Origin of the sequence: Streptomyces sp. 891-h (genome assembly GCF_022760275.1) — a bacterium.
Taxonomy (GTDB): domain Bacteria; phylum Actinomycetota; class Actinomycetes; order Streptomycetales; family Streptomycetaceae; genus Streptomyces; species Streptomyces spirodelae.
In genome coordinates, this window is the sequence record NZ_CP050693.1 from 863016 (window position 1) to 880206 (window position 17191).

General features: G+C 73.6%; 14 protein-coding genes. 7 read left to right on the plus strand and 7 right to left on the minus strand.

What is annotated here, in order from left to right:
- The first annotated feature begins 57 nt into the window (after positions 1–57).
- The 4 genes from lanKC to HC362_RS03890 all read left to right on the plus strand — a co-directional run bounded on the left by lanKC (position 58) and on the right by HC362_RS03890 (position 6877).
- A complete protein-coding gene (lanKC, locus tag HC362_RS03875; protein WP_243082358.1) occupies positions 58–2772 on the plus strand; it encodes a class III lanthionine synthetase LanKC in 2715 nt (904 codons plus the stop codon).
- An 86-nt stretch (positions 2773–2858) separates the two neighbouring features.
- Complete coding sequence (locus HC362_RS03880; RefSeq protein WP_016471140.1) at positions 2859–2981, plus strand: SapB/AmfS family lanthipeptide; 123 nt, start codon at positions 2859–2861, stop codon at positions 2979–2981.
- 4 nt (positions 2982–2985) lie between these two features.
- The gene (locus HC362_RS03885; protein WP_243082359.1) at positions 2986–4875 is read left to right on the plus strand and encodes an ABC transporter ATP-binding protein; all 1890 of its coding nucleotides are present in this window, start codon (positions 2986–2988) and stop codon (positions 4873–4875) included.
- 247 nt (positions 4876–5122) lie between these two features.
- Positions 5123–6877, plus strand: coding sequence for an ABC transporter ATP-binding protein (locus HC362_RS03890; protein WP_243082360.1), 1755 nt, complete (start codon positions 5123–5125; stop codon positions 6875–6877).
- Positions 6878–6922: 45 nt separating this feature from the next.
- On the opposite strand, the gene HC362_RS03895 is transcribed toward HC362_RS03890, so the two are convergent.
- Positions 6923–7540 carry a response regulator transcription factor gene (locus HC362_RS03895; RefSeq protein ID WP_243082361.1) on the minus strand — a complete coding sequence of 206 codons (618 nt, stop codon included), beginning with the start codon at positions 7538–7540 and terminating at the stop codon, positions 6923–6925.
- Between the two features lie 290 nt (positions 7541–7830).
- Between HC362_RS03895 and HC362_RS03900 the strand changes: the two genes are divergently transcribed.
- Positions 7831–9237 (plus strand): cytochrome P450, encoded by a 1407-nt coding sequence (locus tag HC362_RS03900; RefSeq protein WP_243082362.1) that lies wholly within the window; start codon positions 7831–7833, stop codon positions 9235–9237.
- A 60-nt stretch (positions 9238–9297) separates the two neighbouring features.
- On the opposite strand, the gene HC362_RS03905 is transcribed toward HC362_RS03900, so the two are convergent.
- The 6 genes from HC362_RS03905 to HC362_RS03930 all read right to left on the minus strand — a co-directional run bounded on the left by HC362_RS03905 (position 9298) and on the right by HC362_RS03930 (position 14755).
- Positions 9298–9927 carry a DUF5709 domain-containing protein gene (locus HC362_RS03905; protein ID WP_243082363.1) on the minus strand — a complete coding sequence of 210 codons (630 nt, stop codon included), beginning with the start codon at positions 9925–9927 and terminating at the stop codon, positions 9298–9300.
- Between the two features lie 80 nt (positions 9928–10007).
- A complete protein-coding gene (locus HC362_RS03910) occupies positions 10008–10682 on the minus strand; it encodes an HAD family hydrolase (RefSeq protein ID WP_243082364.1) in 675 nt (224 codons plus the stop codon).
- A 70-nt stretch (positions 10683–10752) separates the two neighbouring features.
- On the minus strand, positions 10753–12246 hold the full coding sequence (locus tag HC362_RS03915) for an ornithine decarboxylase (RefSeq protein ID WP_243082365.1): 1494 nt from the start codon (positions 12244–12246) through the stop codon (positions 10753–10755).
- Positions 12247–12446: 200 nt separating this feature from the next.
- Positions 12447–13466, minus strand: a complete 1020-nt coding sequence (gene ligD / locus HC362_RS03920; protein WP_243082366.1) for a non-homologous end-joining DNA ligase — start codon at positions 13464–13466, stop codon at positions 12447–12449.
- A complete protein-coding gene (locus HC362_RS03925; RefSeq protein WP_243082367.1) occupies positions 13463–14080 on the minus strand; it encodes a DNA polymerase ligase N-terminal domain-containing protein in 618 nt (205 codons plus the stop codon). Before HC362_RS03925 ends, ligD begins: the two co-directional genes overlap by 4 nt.
- A 114-nt stretch (positions 14081–14194) precedes the next feature.
- Positions 14195–14755, minus strand: a complete 561-nt coding sequence (locus tag HC362_RS03930) for a hypothetical protein (protein ID WP_243082368.1) — start codon at positions 14753–14755, stop codon at positions 14195–14197.
- Between the two features lie 239 nt (positions 14756–14994).
- On the opposite strand from HC362_RS03930, the gene HC362_RS03935 reads away from it, so the two are divergent.
- Positions 14995–16008 carry an NUDIX hydrolase gene (locus tag HC362_RS03935; RefSeq protein ID WP_243082369.1) on the plus strand — a complete coding sequence of 338 codons (1014 nt, stop codon included), beginning with the start codon at positions 14995–14997 and terminating at the stop codon, positions 16006–16008.
- A gap of 241 nt (positions 16009–16249) precedes the next feature.
- The gene (locus HC362_RS03940) at positions 16250–17017 is read left to right on the plus strand and encodes a class I SAM-dependent methyltransferase (RefSeq protein ID WP_243082370.1); all 768 of its coding nucleotides are present in this window, start codon (positions 16250–16252) and stop codon (positions 17015–17017) included.
- Positions 17018–17191: the final 174 nt, after the last annotated feature.

Here is a 17191-nt window from a genome sequence, read left to right on the forward strand (position 1 = left end):
CACATTCCTCCACCCGTGTTGCACGCTTGATCCCGTGCTTCCCAGGGGAGGGAATCGATGGACAAGCGGTACGAAATATTCTGTCTCGCCGACCGGTATTTCTATGACACACCCGACCGCTTGTCGGATTCCGTATCCAGTGCGTCGCGCGGCGGTTCACCGGAAAACCGGGAAGCGGCAGCGCCCGATGGCGCGGCGGACCCGGGCGAGTTCCCGGTGGCGCGTCGCCCGGTGCCCGCTGGCTGGCGTCAGACCCGGTCCGGAGACTGGCTGGAGCTGCGGCCGCTGAGCGGCGAATTCCCGCTGCAGGGCTGGAAAATCCATTCTTCGGCCACCCTGGAGAACGCGAACGAGATCGGTGCGGCGATCTGGGACTACTGCACGGCACGGGGTATACCTTTCAAATTCGTTCCGCACCGCACTCTGCTTTATCTACGGAACGCCAAATACGCCGGACGCGGCACGAGCGGTAAGTTCGCCACCATCTACCCGGCCGACGAGAGGCAACTCGAGTCGACTCTGCGCGAATTGGGAGAGATACTCGACGGCCGGCCGGGCCCGTACATCCTCACCGACCTGCGCTGGCGTACGGGACCGCTGTATGTGCGGTACGGAGGCTTCGCGCCGCGCTTCTGCGTCGACGGACAGGGCCACCTCGTACCCGCCGTGGAGGACGCGAACGGCCGGCTCGTCCCCGACCGCAAGGACCCCTCCTTCCGGGTGCCGGAGGGCGTTCGGCTGCCCGATTTCCTCCGCCCGCAACTGGCGGCGCGCGCCGCGGCCACCGTCACCGACCTGCCGTACCGCATCGAGCGGGCGCTGCACTTCTCCAACGGCGGCGGAGTCTACGGCGGCACGGACACCCGGGACGGCAGCCGGGTCGTACTCAAGGAGGCCAGGCCGCACGCCGGTCTCGCCGCCGACGGCGCCGACGCGGTGGCGAGGCTGGAGCGCGAGAAGGCCGCGCTCGACCGGCTCGCCGGGCTGCCGGTGGTACCTGCCGTACGCGACTGGTTCGAGCTGGACGGACACCGGTTCCTGGTGATGGAGGAGCTCGAGGGCCAGACCCTCAACTCCTTCTTCGCCAAGCGCCACCCGCTGCTGAGCGCCGACCCCGACCCGGCGGCGGTCGCCCGGCACACCGAGTGGGCGCTGCGGATGCACCGGCTGGTGGAAGAGGCCGTCGCAGCGGTGCACCAGCGCGGCATCGTCTTCAACGACCTGCACATGTTCAACATCATGGTCGCGCCCGACGAACAGTCCGTGGCACTGCTCGACTTCGAGGCGGCCGCACCCGCTGAGGACGACCCGCGCCAGATCGTCGCCCACCCCGGTTTCATCGCCCCGGCCGACCGCACCCGCTACGACATCGACAGGTACGCGCTGGCGTGTCTGCGGCTGGCGCTCTTCGTCCCGATGACGACGTTGCTGGCCGTCGACCGCGGCAAGGCCGCACACCTCGCCGAGATCGCCGCCGAGCAGTTCCCCGGAATCCCGCACGAGTTCCTCGGCCAGGCGGTCGCCACCATCACGGGCGACGGGACGGCGAGTACGGCGGATGCCACGGACCGGGATCGTTCAGCGGACACCGCGGGCCCTGCCTCCCACACCGTGGCCCGTGCCGTCCGACGCCTGTCGCCCGAGGGCGGTCCGGCGGCGCGCGAGGCGATGACGCGCGCGATCCTCGCCTCGGCCACCCCCGAACGCGACGACCGGCTCTTTCCCGGCGACATCGCCCAGTTCGGTGACGGCGGCGGGCTCGGGCTGGCGCACGGTGCCGCCGGAGTGCTGTACGCGCTCGCCGAGACGGGCGCCGGCCGGTACCCGGACGGCGAGGAGTGGCTGCTGCGGCACACCGATCCGCCGCCGCGCGGCACCCCGCTGGGGCTCTACGACGGGCTGCCCGGAGTCGCCTGCGTACTGGCCGGGTTCGGGCACACCAAGCAGGCGCTCGACCTGACCGAGCGGGTGCTGGAAGAGAAGTGGCAGCGGCTGGGCGGCTCGCTGTACGCCGGCCTCGCCGGCCTCGGTCTCGCCCTGGAACAGCTCGCGGACGAGACCGGAGAGCAACGGCTGCGCCCGGCCGCCGCCGAGGCCGCGCAACTGCTCGCTGACCGGCTGGACGAGCCGGACGACGGGGCCCGGGCCTCCGGCCGAGCGGGTCTGCTGCACGGTGCGACCGGAGCGGCGCTGCTGTTCCTGCGGCTGTACGAACACAGCGGCGAGACCGCGCTGCTCGATCTGGCGGAGCGCGCGCTCGCCCGCGACCTGGCGCGCTGCGTCCAGGACAGGGCGGGCACCTGGCAGGTCGACGAGGGCAGCCGCACCATGCCGTACCTGGGTGCGGGCAGTGTGGGCATCGCCATGGTGCTGGACGACTTCCTCGCGCACCGGCCCGGGCACGAGCGGTTCGCGGCAGCCCGGGAGGGCATCCTGCCCGCTGCCCGTATGCGCTACTACGCGCAGCCCGGGCTCTTCCAGGGCCGTGCCGGAATGCTGCTGCACCTGGCCCGGACCACCACGCCGGGCGTCACCGGCGCCGACCGGAAGGCGCAGCTCGCCGGGCTGACCTGGTACGGCATGGCCTACCAGGGCGGCCTCGCCTTCCCCGGCGACCAGATGATGCGGCTGTCGATGGACCTGGCGACCGGCACGGCGGGCTGCCTGCTCGCCACGGGCGCCGCCACCGCAGCCGACAGCCGGAGCGGCCCCGGCGACGGCACGGTGCCGAGCCTGCCGTTCCTGCCGCCGCCGACATCCGGCGGCTCATAGACCGGCCTCCGGGACGGGGGCCGTACCGCACCACCACCGTCCCTGCAACACACAACCCAACACCCCGATAGGGAAGGAAAATCACCATGGCACTTCTGGACCTGCAGACGATGGAGCCCGAGGAGCGCACCGGCGGCGGCGACGACAGCAGCGCCAGCCTCCTCCTGTGCGACAAGCACAGCTCCCACAGCACGCTCCTTTGCCTGTGACCGCGTGACACACGCGTCCGGTGCTCCTGGGCGGGGGCCTGCCCCCGCCCAGGAGCACCCTCCTGTCTCCGGGCGGCCGACCGCCGTCCCCGGGCAGCGGGCCGGTGCGGACCAGGCCGACGCCGACCGGCTGCTGCTGGCCGAGGGGCGTACCCAGCTGTGGCGTACGGCCGCCCTGTTCCTGTCGGCGACCGCGGCGGCGGGCGCCGGACTGCTGCTGCCCGCGGCGCTCGGCCGCACCCTCGACCTGCTGCTGGCCGACGACGGAGCCGGCGGTGCCCCGGCAGGCCGCTGGCTGGCCGTCTGCGCGGTCCTGACGTGTGCGCTGGTGGCGCTGGACGCGGCCGACACCGTGCTCACCGGCACTCTCAACTCCCGTACCACCGCACGGCTGCGCTCGCGGCTGGTCGGCCATCTGCTGGCGGTCGGCCCCCTGCGAGCCGACAGCTTCTCCGGCGGAGACCTGGTCACCCGCTGCACCGGCAACGCCGCACACGCCGGTACGGGCCCCAGCAGTGTCGCTTCGGCGCTGGCCGCCGTCGTCACCCCGGTGGGCGCGCTGGTGGCGCTCGCGCTCCTCGACTTGCGGCTCGCCGCCGTCTTCCTGGCCGGGACGCCGCTGCTGGTGCTGCTGCTGCGCGCGTTCTCCCGCACCTCGGCCGACTGCGTGACCCGCTACCAGGAGACGCAGGCCCGGCTCGCCGGACGGCTCGTCGAGGCGCTGTCCGGGGCGCGCACCATCGCGGCAGCCGGTATCAGGGAACGCGAACGCGCCCGGGTGCTGGAACCGCTGGGGGAGCTGTCGGCGCACGGAGAGCGGATGTGGCGCGTCCAGGGCCGCGCGACGGCACAGGCCGCCGTGCTGGTGCCGCTGCTCCAGATCGCGGTGGTCGCGGTGGGCGGGCTGCTGCTGAGCGAGGGGCAGTTGAGTGTGGGCGGCCTTGTCGCCGCCGCGCGCTACGCCGTGCTGGCGGCGGGTGTGGGCACCCTTGTCGGGCAGCTCAACGCACTGGTACGCAGCCGTACGGCGGCGCGGCGGCTGGCGGAGGTGCTGGCCGTCTCCCCCCTGGCGACCGGGCGGCGCACGGTGCCGGACCACTCGGGGAACACCGGTGCGGGTCGGCTGGAACTGTGCGGTGTGCGGGCCTCGTACGGCGGTGAAACGGTGCTGCGCGGGGTGGACCTCGTGGTGCCGGGCGGAGCTACGGTCGCGGTGGTCGGCCAGTCCGGTGCCGGGAAATCGCTGCTGGCGGCCGTCGCCGGACGGCTCGTCGAGCCGGAGGCCGGACGGGTGCTGCTGGACGGTACCGACCTGGCCGAGCTGGACCCGGCGGCGCTGCGGCAGGCGATCGGCGTCGCGTTCGAGCGCCCGGTCCTCTTCGGCGCCACGGTCGGTGACGCGCTCGCCGCGGGCCTCCCCGCCGGACCGGAAGGGTGGCGCGGACACCGGGAGCGCGTCCGCGCCGCGGCGGAGGCCGCCTGCGCCGATGAATTCGTCCGCACTCTCCCGTACGGCTACGACACTCCCCGCGCGCAGGCGCCGCTCTCCGGCGGCGAGGTGCAACGCCTGGGCCTCGCCCGTGCGTTCGCGCAGAGCCGCCAGGTGCTCATCCTGGACGACGCCACATCCAGCCTGGACACGGTGACGGAGCTGAAGGTGACACAGGCCCTCACGGGCTCGCTGGACACGGACGGACGGAATGCGGCGGAACGCGGCGGCGTGGCAGCGCGAACCCGGCTTGTCGTGGCGCACCGCGCCACGACCGCCGCCCGCGCCGACCTGACCGCCTGGCTCGACGGCGGTCGCATCCGTGCCCTGGCACCGCACCGGCAGCTGTGGGAACAGCCGGACTACCGGGCCCTGTTCGGCGGTGGGAGCGGCGAAGATGGCTGAGATCAACGGGGTGTCCGGGACCACCGGGTCCGGCGAGGCCGCCGAGGCTCCCGGCACCGGAGCAACGGGAACCGGGGCGGGGCAGGCGGGGACCGGGCCGGGGAAGGCGTGCGCTCAGGCCAGGGCGGGGCGGCACCGTGCTCCTGCTCCTGCTCCTGCTCCTGCTCCTGCTCCTGCTCCTGCTCCTGCTCGGCGCGGGCCGGCGCGGGCTGGGCTGCGGTTCCTCCTGCGGCGCCCCAGGGTGCTGGTGGCGCTCGCTGGCTGGTCAGTGCTGGAGGCGGCGCACACCTTCGCGCTGGGCTTCGCGCTCGCCCGCGCGCTCGACGACGGCTTCCTGGCCGGACGCCCCGGGCCGGGCCTGGCGTGGCTCTCGGCCGCGGCCTGTGGCCTGCTGGTGGGCGCCTGGGGCACCGCGCGGGTCTACCGCCAGGTGGCGGCACTCACCGAACCGCTGCGGGACGAACTGGTGCGCCGGGTGGTGGGGCGCGGGCTGTACGACGCCGTCGCAGCGGTCGGCGCGCCGGGGGACGCGGGCGAGGACGCGTCCGGCACCGGTGCCGTCTCCCGGCTCACCCACCAGGTGGAGATCGCCCGGGACAGCTTCGCCGGGCTGGTGATGGTCTCGCGTTCGTTCGTCTTCACCCTGGCGGGCGCGGTCCTGGGGCTCTTCGCGCTGGCACCGCTGCTGCTGGTGGTGGTCGTGCCGCCGCTTGCCGCGGGGCTCGCCGTCTTCGCGGGAACCCTGCGCGCGCTCGCCCGCAGGCAGCGGGACTTCCTGGTGGCCGACGAGGAGCTGGCGCGCGAGGTGGGCACCGCCGTGCGCGCCCTGCGGGATGTGACCGCCTGCGGGGCGCAGGCGGCGGTGCGCGGGTCCGTGGAGCAGCGCGTGACGGCGGAGCGGCGGGCCGCCGACGCGCTGGCCCGCTGGGGGGTGGCCCGCGCGCTGGCGCTCGGGCTCGGCGGCCGACTGCCCGTCGTACTGCTGCTGGTGCTCGCTCCCTGGCTGCTGCGGCACGGGGTGAGCGCCGGGGCGCTGGCCGGGGCGCTCACCTATCTGACACAGGCGCTGCTGCCGGCGCTGCAGAGCCTGGTGCACGGGCTGGGCGGCGCCGGCGCCCGGCTCGCCGTGGTGATCGGCCGGCTCCGGGAGGGAGCGCCGCGAGAGGGCGCGGCGACGCCGGCCCCGCCCCTGCCCCTGCCCCTGCCCCGCGAGGCGACGGCTTCCGGCCAGGGCGGGCCCGGCGTACCGGCGCTCGAACTGCGCGGCGTCACCTTCGCATACGGACCGGCTGCCGCGCCGGTGCTGTCGGGGCTCGATCTGACCGTTCCGGCGGACGGCAGGCTGGCGGTCGTGGGCCCGAGCGGTGCGGGCAAGTCCACCTTGGCGCTGTTGGCCGCCGGGCTGCTGCGCCCTTCGGCCGGTGAGATCAGGCTGTACGGAGCGCCGGTCGTACCGGAACAGCGCCCGGACCCGCGCGGGTTGGCGGGGCGACGGGTGCTGATCCCCCAGGAGTCGTACGTGTTCACCGGCACCGTGCGCGAGAACCTGTGCTGCGGACTGCCACACCCCGGCAACGCGCTCCCCCGGACCCCGCCCCCCGACAGCGCGCTGCTCGGCGCTTTCGAGGCGGTGGGTGCCGGGGCGCTGCTGCGGCGGCTCGGCGGGCCGGCGGCGGTCGTGGACCCGGTGGCGCTCTCGGCCGGTGAGCGCCAGCAGCTCGCACTGGCCCGCGCCTACCTCTCCCCCGCGCCGCTGGCCGTCCTGGACGAGGCCGGGAGCCGGCTGGACCCGGCGGCCGAGGAGCTGGCCGAGTCGGCGTTCGCCCGGCGCGGCGGTGCGCTGGTGGTGATCGCGCACCGGATCAGCTCGGCGCTGCGCGCGGACCGGGTCCTGGTGCTGGACGGTCCGCGCACCCGCTGCGGCACCCACGCCGAGCTGCTGGAGTGCTCCCCGCTCTACCGCGACCTGGTGGCGGGCTGGGCTCCGCCGTCCCGCGTGTGAGCACGTACAAGAGCGCTCGAAGCGGCCCTCGCCGGACCTTCCCGCTCACAGCCAGCCGGCTCCCTGGGAGATGCGGATGGCGTCCACCCGGTTGCGGGCACCGGTCTTACGGGTGATGGCGGACATGTAGTTGCGTACCGTGCCGGTGGACAGTCCCAGGTGGCGGGCTATCTCGGTGACGGAGGCGCCTTCGGCCGCCGCCGACAGCACTGTCAGCTCCCGTTCGCTCAATGGGACTTCGGAGGCTTGCAAGAGGGTGCCGGCCAGCGCGTTGTCCACGAAGCGCTCGCCGGCCGCGACCTGCCGGATGCCGGTCACCAACTGCTCGGGCAGCGCATCCTTGCACACGAATCCGCGTGCCCCCGCGTCGAGCGCTCTGCGCAGCGCCCCCGGGCAGTGCTGGCTGACGAGCACCAGCAGCCGGTGCGCCGGGCCGACGGTGCGCGCTGCGCCCTTCCTGGAGAGCCCCGCCAGTTCGTGCAGCGGGGACCGTGCCGTCACATCGGCGTCCACGACACAGACATCGGTGGGCCGAGTCCGCGCCAGCCGCACCGCGTCCTTCGCGGGTGCGGCTTCGATGTCCATATCAGGCTCCCTTTCGACCAGAGCGGCCAGCGCACATCTGAGTATGCGCACGTCGTGCACCAGCAGTACCCGGATCACACTCAGTCCCCCCTACGTGCCCGATCCCCTGACCTGACAGGCGCAGCTCAATACATACAAGCTCATTCCCCCGGAGAGGCGCACAGTTTTGGCCACTCATTGAAGCCAAATGAGTGCGATGTGTTATGGGGGGCGTATGAGGGGGCGCACTCCGCGCCACGGCCGGGCGGCATCCGGCTCCTCCTCGCGCGTCGTTTCGTCCGATTGCCCCGGGGTACCGCGACCCTCTTGGAACGACGCACCCGACGGCCGCCGGAGCACATCCGGCGCGCGGAGCGAGCGGAGTGGAGATGCGACTGACCGAGAGCGGCACGGAAGCACCCCGGAAACCGGACGGCTCACCGGGAGCGCCGGACGCGGCGGACACCCTGCCGGCGCTGGACGCGCGGGAAGCGGCGGGAGTGGTGGCCGACGCCCTGCTGCCGGTGCTGGCGGGCGGCGTCATCGTACGCAGGCCACGGGCGATGTCGCTGGTCGAGCGCACCGGCTGGGACCGGCGCGGCGTCGAGCGGATGCGTGCCCTGCGCGACCGCCACGGCCCGGGTCCGCTCCCGCTGACGGTACGGGGCCGGGCGTACGCGCTGGTGCTGGACCCCAGGGACGCGCACCGCGTGCTGCACGAGACGCCGGACCCCTTCAGCCCGGCCACCCTGGAGAAGCGCGGCTCGCTGGCGCAGTTCCAGCCGCACGGGGTGCTCATCTCGGGCGGCGGGGAACGGACGCGGCGCCGGGAGTTCGTCGAAGAGGTGCTGGAGACCCCTGAACCGCTGCCCGGCATCGCCGGGCGGGTGACCCGCGTCGTACGCGAGGAAGCCGCGGTGCTGCTGGCGGGTGCCGAGCGGTCGGGGCAGCTGCTGTGGGACGAGTTCGACGCCGCGTGGTGGCGCACGGTACGGCGGATCGTCCTCGGTGACGCGGCCCGTGACGACGCTGCACTCACCGCGCAGCTCGGTGCGCTGCGCTCGGCCGCCAACTGGTCGCTGGCCGGCCCGCGCCGCCGGAGGCTGCGGAGCGCGTTCCTCGCCCGCGTACGGTCCTACGTCGCACAGCCGGAGCCCGGCAGCCTGGCCGAGCGGGTGGCGCGGACCCCCGCACCGGCCGGGACGGACCGTGCGGGCCAGATCCCGCACTGGCTCTTCGCCTACGACGCCGCGGGCATGGCCACGATGCGCGCGCTCGCGGTGCTGGCCACCCATCCGCAGTGGGCGGCACGGGCCCGCGAGGAGGCGACCGCCGGGGAGCCGGACGTCCCTCGCGAGCTGCCACTGCTGCGCGGCTGCGCGCTGGAGTCGGTACGGCTGTGGCCCACCACCCCGCTCATCCTGCGGGAGAGCACCGCCCGGACGTCCTGGAAGGGCGGCACCCTGCCCGCCGGAACCGTCTTCGCCGTCTACACCCCGTATCTGCACCGCGCCGAGCCCGCCGCACCGTACGAGGACACCTTCGCGCCCCAGCAGTGGACCGAGGAGACGGGGCGGCAGGCCCGGTCCAACCCGGCGCTGCTGCCGTTCAGTTCGGGCGGGGCCGGGTGCCCTGGCGAGAACCTGGTGCTGTCCACCGTCAGCACGCTGCTCGCGGCGCTGGTCGAACAGCACCAGTACACCCTCGCCTCCCACCCCCAGCTGCGGGCCTCGGCGCCGGTGCCCACCACGCTCGACCACTTCTCGCTGGCGTTCCGCGTACAACCGCTGTCGTAGGAGCCCGGCCGCCGGCGTCGGAGCTGGCCGCTGTCGTGGGAGCTCGGCCTGCAACACCGACTACTCGCCGGAGGTGGCTTCGTCCTCGCTCACCGTGTGCAGCGCCTGCTCCTCCGGGGACAGGCCGCCGCCGGCCTCGCCCGTCTCCTCTCCGTAGACGTCCTGCCTGCGGGGTGGGGTCGCCTCGGGGTCGGCGCGGAGCACCCCTGCCGCGTCGTCCGGCGGGCCGGAGACGGCGTCCCGCTCGGACTCCTCGGGCAGCTCCTCGGCGAGCCGCTCGTCCAGTGACTCGCCCTCGCGCATCTCGGCGGGGGTGGGCGCGGAGCGGGTGACGGCGGTCGGGGTATCGCCGGGAACCGCCTCCTGCTGCGGGTCGCTGGACCGCTGCTGCATCGGGGCACCGTCCTGCAGATCGGGGATGCCCTGGTCCTCGGGGTCGGCCCCCGGGTCGGCGGGTTCGGCGTACTCCTCGTCGGACTCCGCCTGCGGGGTCAGGAACGAGGTGTCGAAACCGCCGCTGTCGTTCCCGGCCGTGCGGGGCGGTGGGTCGGAATCCACGGGCGGTTGCCACTGGCCGCGCTCCAGGCGTTCGTCCGGCTGCCGCCCCTCGACAGGGCCCGGCTGCATCTCGGCGGCATCCTCGGTGGTGACGCCCTCCTCCGCGGGGATGTCCCTGCCGTCTCCCGTCATGGTGGCCTCCTCTCGTGCGGTCCTCCGGGTACCCATTCGCCCTGGCGGCTACGCGGCCGCGGTGGCGTCCGGGGCGCGGCTCAGCTCTCCCGCTCGAGGCGGGCGTAGGCGCTCTCCTCCAGACGGGTGAGCAGATCGGCGGGGCCCTCGTAGATCTCCTGGGCGCCCGCCTCCTCAAGGTCGGCGCGCGGGATGCCGCCGGACAGGGCGCCGAGAGCCGTGACACCCGCGCGGGAGGCGGCCTGCATGTCCCACACGGCGTCGCCGAGGAAGACCGTCTGCTCACGTGCCGCTCCCGCCAGTTCCCTGGCCTGGTCGACGGAGTCCGGCGCCGGTTTGCCCTCGGCGACGTCCGAGGCGCTGGCGATGTGCGAGATGACCTCGTCGGCGTCCAGCGCGCGGCGCAGCGCGGCCAGCTCGCCGCCCACGGCCGAGGTGACCAGCACGATCGTCCAGTCCCTCCGGTGCAGCGCGCGCAGCAACTCGTGGGCGCCCTCCAGCGCCGCCAGCCGCTCGTGGCAGGTGGCGAACAGCGTCTTGTGCGCGGCGTCGACCGCCTCGTCACCGGCCGGGTCCCTGCCCTCTCCCAGCACCCGCGCGATCAGGTCGGGGCCGCTGAGGCCGACGGCCCGGTGCACCTCTGCCATGGGCACCTTGTGTCCCGCCTGGCGCAGCGCCTCCCACCAGGCGTGCACATGGAGGTAGGTGGTGTCGGTGAGGGTGCCGTCGACGTCGAAGAGCGCGGCGCGTGGCATGGCGGCTCCTGGGGTTGAGGGGCTTGGCGGGTCGCGGAAGGTGTGGGCGCGGACCGACTGTGGCGGGCGGTCAGGCCGGGCCGGGCGCCGCGGGCTGCCGGCCGTCGGCCAGTACGCGTACCGTGCTCAGATCCGGCGCCGCGGCGTCGGGCAGATTCATCCCGGCCTCCACGCCGCTGCGCAGATAGTCCAGCACGGTCGCGGTCAGCCGCTCGCCAGGCAGCACGGTGGGGATGCCCGGCGGGTAGGGCGTGACCATCTCGGCGGCGATGCGGCCCTCCGCCTCGTCGACGGGCACGTCCTCTATCGCGCCGAAGTACGCGTCCCGTGGCAGGCAGGCCAGTGGCATCCGCAGGTCGGAGGGGGCGCGCAGGCTGACCGGGGGCGCCTTGGGTATCTCGTCCGCCCGCTGGGTCAGCTCGTGCAGCGCGTCGAGGAGCCTGCCGGTGGTGTGCCGGTCGTCGGCGTGGGTGAGCTGGGCGTTGATCCTGCGGTGGTCGCTGATGTGGACGTCGAGGTGCCGGTGCTCGCGCAGCCAGTCAGCGGCCTGGTAGCCGTTGACCGGGAGCTGCGCCAGGTCGATGACGACGGGCAGCGGGTCCAGGTCGGCCGCCTTGCCCTCGCCCACGAAGTCGGCGCGGTCGTTGACGTGCAGCCCGTCCAGGGCCTCCAGCCTCTCCCGCACCTCTGCCGCGAGGCCGAGCGCGTGGGAGAGCAGTTGGTGGCCGTGCTGCACCATCTGGCGGCGCCAGCCGTCCAGGCCCGCGTACAGCAGTACGTTGGGGCTGGTGGTGCCCAGCAGGTCGGCGCGCTGGGCGAGCAGCAACGGGTCGATGTGGTCGCCTTGCAGATGGAAGACGGAGCCCTGTTCCAGACCGCTGCCCATCTTGTGGATGCTGGTCACGCAGACGTCGGCACCCGCGTCCATGGCCCAGGCCGGCAGGTCCGGATGGAAGGGCAGATGGGCGCCCCACGCCTCGTCGACGATCAGGGGCCGCCCCCAGCGGTGGCAGACCTCCGCGACGGCGTGCAGGTCGGCGCAGGTGCCGTAGGGAGTGGGGCTGGTGACCAGGGCGCCGCGTGCGTCGGGGTGCGCGGCGAAGGCGGCCTCGAACGCGGCCGCCGAGGGTGCGTGTGCCAGCAGCCGCTCCTCGTCCCACTGCGGCTCCACCCAGACCGGGTGAATGCCCGACAGCAGCAGCCCGGAGATCACCGATTTGTGGGCGTCTCTGCCGACCAGCAGCTTCTCGTGCGGTCCCGCCACCGTCAGCATGGCCGCCTTCACCGACAGCGAGCTGCCGCAGGTCGAGAAGAAGGTGTGCTCCGCGTGGACGGCCTCCGCCATCAACTGCTCGGCCTTGACCAGCACGGCACTGCGGGTACGGCGGTCGTCCAGCCCGCCGGAGGCCAGCACGTCGCCGTGGAAGACGGCGTCGCCCAGGACCGCGCGCACCCGGGGGTCGGCGCCCCTCGCCTGCTTGTGTCCCGGCGGGGTGAACGGCAGCTCCCCCGCCGCCTGGTATCGGGCCAGTGCCTCCAGCACCGGCGCGGTGTTGTGGTCCATACGCCCCCGGGTGCCCTTCTCCTCCGGAGGGGAACCAGTCGCCGCAGCACCCTCGTGGCTTGGCGTCGCATCCGGTTCCGGAAGGGGGAGCCCCTGTCCGAGACGTGCGGCCTGCGGGTACGTTGTGGCTTGTCGCGCAGTTCCCCGCGCCCCTGACGGGGCGCCCCCGCAGTCCGCGACGCGCGGCAAGCGGCACCCCCTCACCGGCGCTCGCGCGGGGTCTCCCGTACGACGTCCTCCGGCCTCTTGTCGTCACGGAGACCCAGAAAGCGGGGATGCCGCAGCATGCCGTCGCGGGTCCACTCGGTGAAGCCGATCTGCGCCACCAGCCGGGGCTCCACCCAGTGCGCGCCGCGCTCGCGGACCCGGTCGGCGAACGGGGAGCGGCGCACCTCCAGCTGATCCAGTCCCCGCCGCAGGGTCAGCAGCGTGGCGCGGTCGTAACCGGTGCCCACCTTGCCCGCGTAGCGGAGCGCGCCGCCTTCGTAGTAGCCCAGCAGCAGCGCCCCGAAACCCACCCGCGTACCGGCGGGTTCGGTGAAGCCGCCGATGACGAGTTCCTGGCCGCCCGCGCACTTGAGCTTGAGCCAGTCGGGTGAGCGGCGCGGCAGATAGCGTCCGTCGGCGCGCTTGGCGATGAGCCCTTCCCAGCCGTGTGCGCAGGCGTCGTCCAGCAGCTGCGGGCCGCCCTCGTTGCGGTGGGTGGTGAAGCGCAGCGGGGAGCTGAAGTCCAGCGCCCTGCGCAGTAGGGATTTGCGGGTGCGCAGCGGCAGCCGGGTCAGCTCCATGCCGTCGAGCCGGAGCAGGTCGAACATGTAGTAGGTGATGGCGACGCCGCTGGCTCTGGCCTGCCGTGCGGAACTCAGCTGCATGCGCTGCTGGAGGCGGGCGAAGTCGGTACGGCCGTTCGCGAAGGCGACGATCTCGCCGTCGACGGTGAAGTCGGCGCGGCTCTGCGCGGCGAGCGCGTCCACGATCTCGGGGTACGTCTCGTCGACGCGCCGCCCCGAGCGGGACAGCAGCCGCTCGGTGCCGTCCTCGCGCACGGCCAGTACCCGTACCCCGTCCAGCTTGCGTTCGAAGATCCAGCCGCCTTCGGGGAACTCGCGGCGGTCGCTCAGCTCGGCCCGCATGGGCTTTTCAGCGAGCGCCGCGCCGGGCGGTGCCCGTCGCAGCAGCGCCCGCTGGTCGGCGGGCAGCGTGTCGAGCAGACCGCTCACGACCGCCCGCCCTCGCGGGTCCACCGCTCCGTGGACTGCTCGGCGACCTGTTTGAGGGTCCGGTCGCTGCGGGCCGAGCGGACCCGCCACGGGTCCGGGGTGCCGCGCGCGGAGGCGTGGCTGTCGTTCTTCTTCACCAGTAGCCATGCCTCGCGCTCGCCGTCCTCCCCGCTGCGGAAGCGGGAGAGCGCCCAGTCGCCGCGCAGCTTGCCGCCGTGCATCCGGAAGGAGATGTGGCCCTTCTCCAGCGCCTTGCCGAAGTCGCGGGAGAGCGGTTCGTAGGTGCCCTCGTCCCACACGATGACCGGACCGGCCCCGTACTCTCCCTCCGGGATGACGCCCTCGAAGGTGCGGTACTCCAGCGGATGGTCCTCGACCGGCATGGCCAGCCGTTTGTCGTGCGGGTCCGTCGAGGGCCCTTTGGGCACCGACCACGACTTGAGCACGCCGTCCCACTCCAGCCGGAAGTCGAAGTGCAGGCTCGTCGCGTCGTGGATCTGCACCACGTAGTGCGGCTGGTCGCCGCTCTCCGTGCGCTCGCCCTCGGGTTCCGCGGTCCGGTCGAAACGCCGCTTGCCGCGGTATGTCTTCAGCGCGTCGTCGTCGCCACTCACGCCTGGTCCTCACGTTCCGTTGGCATCTGTCGCGTTCCCACTGTCCCGCGCGCCACACGGATCCGCACCGGGAGCACCGTCCCGCTCGGCTGAGCTCGCGCAGCCCTGCTCGGCTCAGCCCGCGCCGGCCGGCGCCGGACCCAACTGGGAGGGCCAGGGGATCAGCGGGAGGGTGAGGGGCGGCGGGTGGACGCCACCGGAGCCGATGACCTGGCTGCCGATCCTGCCGCCGAGGTGGACGAGGCGCCCGTCGTCCTGGCGGAAGTGCCAGGCCCCGTCCCCGCGCTGCACCGCCGCCACGGCCTCGGCCAGGAAGCCCAGCTCGCCGGTGTCCCGGTCGGACCACTCGTACTCGCTCCACATGTACTGGTCCACCCAGAGCGTGGCCACGTCGTCGAAGTAGACGGCGATCAAGGTGGAGGCGTTGCCGGGGCCGATCAGGATGCAGAACTCGTCGGTCACCAAGGGAGCGAGCGGATAGCCGGGAACGGCCCGCGCGGCATCCTCGAAGATCTGTACGACGGGGTGTACGGGCCGGGGTGCGCCCTCTTGTCCGGGGCCCTCGTGTCCGGCGACGCATCCCGGCCGTACCCGGATGTGCGGGCGGGGTGCCGTCGCCGTGCCCGCGGCCGGGGCTTCGCCCCTGTCGAGCCGCCCGCTGACTTGTTCGCTCACCGTAGCGTTCCCCTCGTCGTCCGGTCGGTGCCGTCGATGTCCGGTCGGTGCCGGTCGATGCCGACTGAAGGACGACGTTATGCCCGTTCTATCCGCACGGCAGCCCGGGGAACACGGTTGGCGGCGCCCGCTGAGCCGAACGAGCGGCGTACCCAATTGCACGGCGGGTCAGTTGACTTACGCAGGAGGCGCGCACACCGTACCGGCCCGCCTCCGCCACCGGACACGAGGAGGGCCGCATGACGTCGACACCCCGTACGCCTGCCACCACCACCGCACCCGCCTTCGCTCCGGCCCTCCGGACACCCGGCACGGTCCCGTCGCCGAGCCCCCAGGACGAGCTGGCCGCCTACCTCGCGGCGCACCCGGCACCGGCCGCCGCCGTCGACGCGGTGATCCGCGACCAGCGGGGCCGTCTCCTGGTCGTCGACCCGGTCTACAAGTCGGGCTGGGACCTGCCCGGCGGCATGGTCGACGACGAGGGCCTGGTCGACGGGCTGGTACGGGAGCTCCACGAGGAGCTCCGGCCCGCCTCGCTCCGCGTCGGCCGCCTGCTGGCCGTCGACAATGTGCCCGCCACCGTGTACGGCAGGGCGCTGACCGCCTGTGTGTACGCCGTCCACCTGCCGCACCCGGTGACCGTGCGCGACCTGCGCCTCCAGCGGGACGAACTGCGCGCGGCCGAGTTCGTCCCTCAGGACGAGGCGCTGGCCCGGTTCCCGGAGCGGCTGCGCCGCCGCACCGCCGCCGCCCTCGCCGCCGAGCGCGGCGCCTGTACGGCACACCTGTTCGACGGCCACCCGGCGCCCCTGGACGACCGCGACCGCCGCGCCCTGCTGCCCGGCCCGGCGGTCGCCGCCGCCGTGCTGGTCACCGACGGGACCGGCCGCGTCCTGGTGCGGGACGTGGGGCACACCGGGGGCGGGCGGGACGACGACGGATGGGGCGGCGGCTCCGCCTGGCGACTGCCGGGCGCCCCGGTGACGGCGACCGAGACACCCGGCGAGGCCGCGGCCCGCGCCCTGCGCACCCAACTGGGCCACCCGGCCGACGGGCCGACCGGTGTGGGGCGGCTGCTGGCCGTCGAGAGCACCGGGTGCCCCGCGGGCGGCCGCGCCCTGATCACCCATCTCTTCGCGGCCGACGTCGCCGTGCCCCGGCACCAGGCCGCCATGCGCTGGCTCGACCCGGAGAAGGCGCTCCACCTCCTCCCCTCCCATGAAGCCGCGCTCCTGCGCGGCGCCCAGCGGTAGCCCAGGAGAACTGCGTGTACCCCGCACGTGCCCCGTCAGGGGCGCGGGGAACTGCGCGAGCAACCACAGCACAACCCGCAACCCCGCAACGCGCGGCAGGGGCACCCCTCACCGCCGCACAGGCCCCAGCCGACGGCGCGCGAGCGCTCAGGGCGGCGCGTGTCACCAGACGCGCCTCCGCGGCAGCGGACCGGTGCGGTGCCGGGTGATAACAGAGTGCGGGGCGGGGCAGGATGGGGCGGTGACTTCTCGATCCCGTGCGACATCGTTCAATGCGGCGGCAGACCGCTACGCCACCTATCGCCCCTCCTACCCTGGCGAACTCTTCCCCGCCATCGAGGAGTTGGCAGGTATCCAGCTGGCGGGTGCGCGCGTCGGCGACGTAGGGGCCGGCACGGGCATATCGACCGCGCAGCTGCTGGAGCACGGCGCCGACGTGGTCGCCATCGAGCCGGGCGAGGGCATGGCGACGAGGTTCCGCAAGACCCTGCCCGACGCACCGTTGGTGCGGGGCGACGCCAACGCGCTGCCGCTGGCGGACGCGAGCCAGGATCTGCTCACCTACGCGCAGTCCTGGCACTGGACCGACACCACGCGTGCGGTTCCCGAAGCGCTGCGCGTACTGCGTCCAGGCGGTTCGCTCGTCATCTGGTGGAACACCACAGCGCATGACGTGCCCTGGATCGCCGAGCAGACGGAGCGCATCACCCGCCACACCGGCGCCACTTCGCCCTCCCTCACCCCGCTCGACGATCCCCGCGCGGCACGGAAGGCCGGACTCGAAGGACTCCAGATCGCACGCCGCCATCTGCGGTGGAGCCGCACCGTGTCGCTGGAGACCCACCTGGGCAATCTGATCAGCCATTCGGGCTTCCTCGTGATGGACGAGGAGCGCACCCAGGAGTTCGTGGTGGCCGAACACGCCCGGCTGCGGGCGCTCTTCCCCGACGAGCTGGTGGAGGAGACCTATGTGGTGGACCTGTGGGTGGCGCGCGGCTCGGAGACGTAACCGGCGTCGGCCAGTGCCGTGAGCGCCGTCACCGGGCAGGGCCCTGCTGCCCCACAACTCACCTGTCATTGCGTGCAGTTCGGCGATCGCTTTCGCCCTGAAGCCCGGTTCCCGCTTGCGGAATTGTTGGTCATCAGGCTGGAGCAGGCCGCTGTCCAGCAAGTAGGGTGCGCG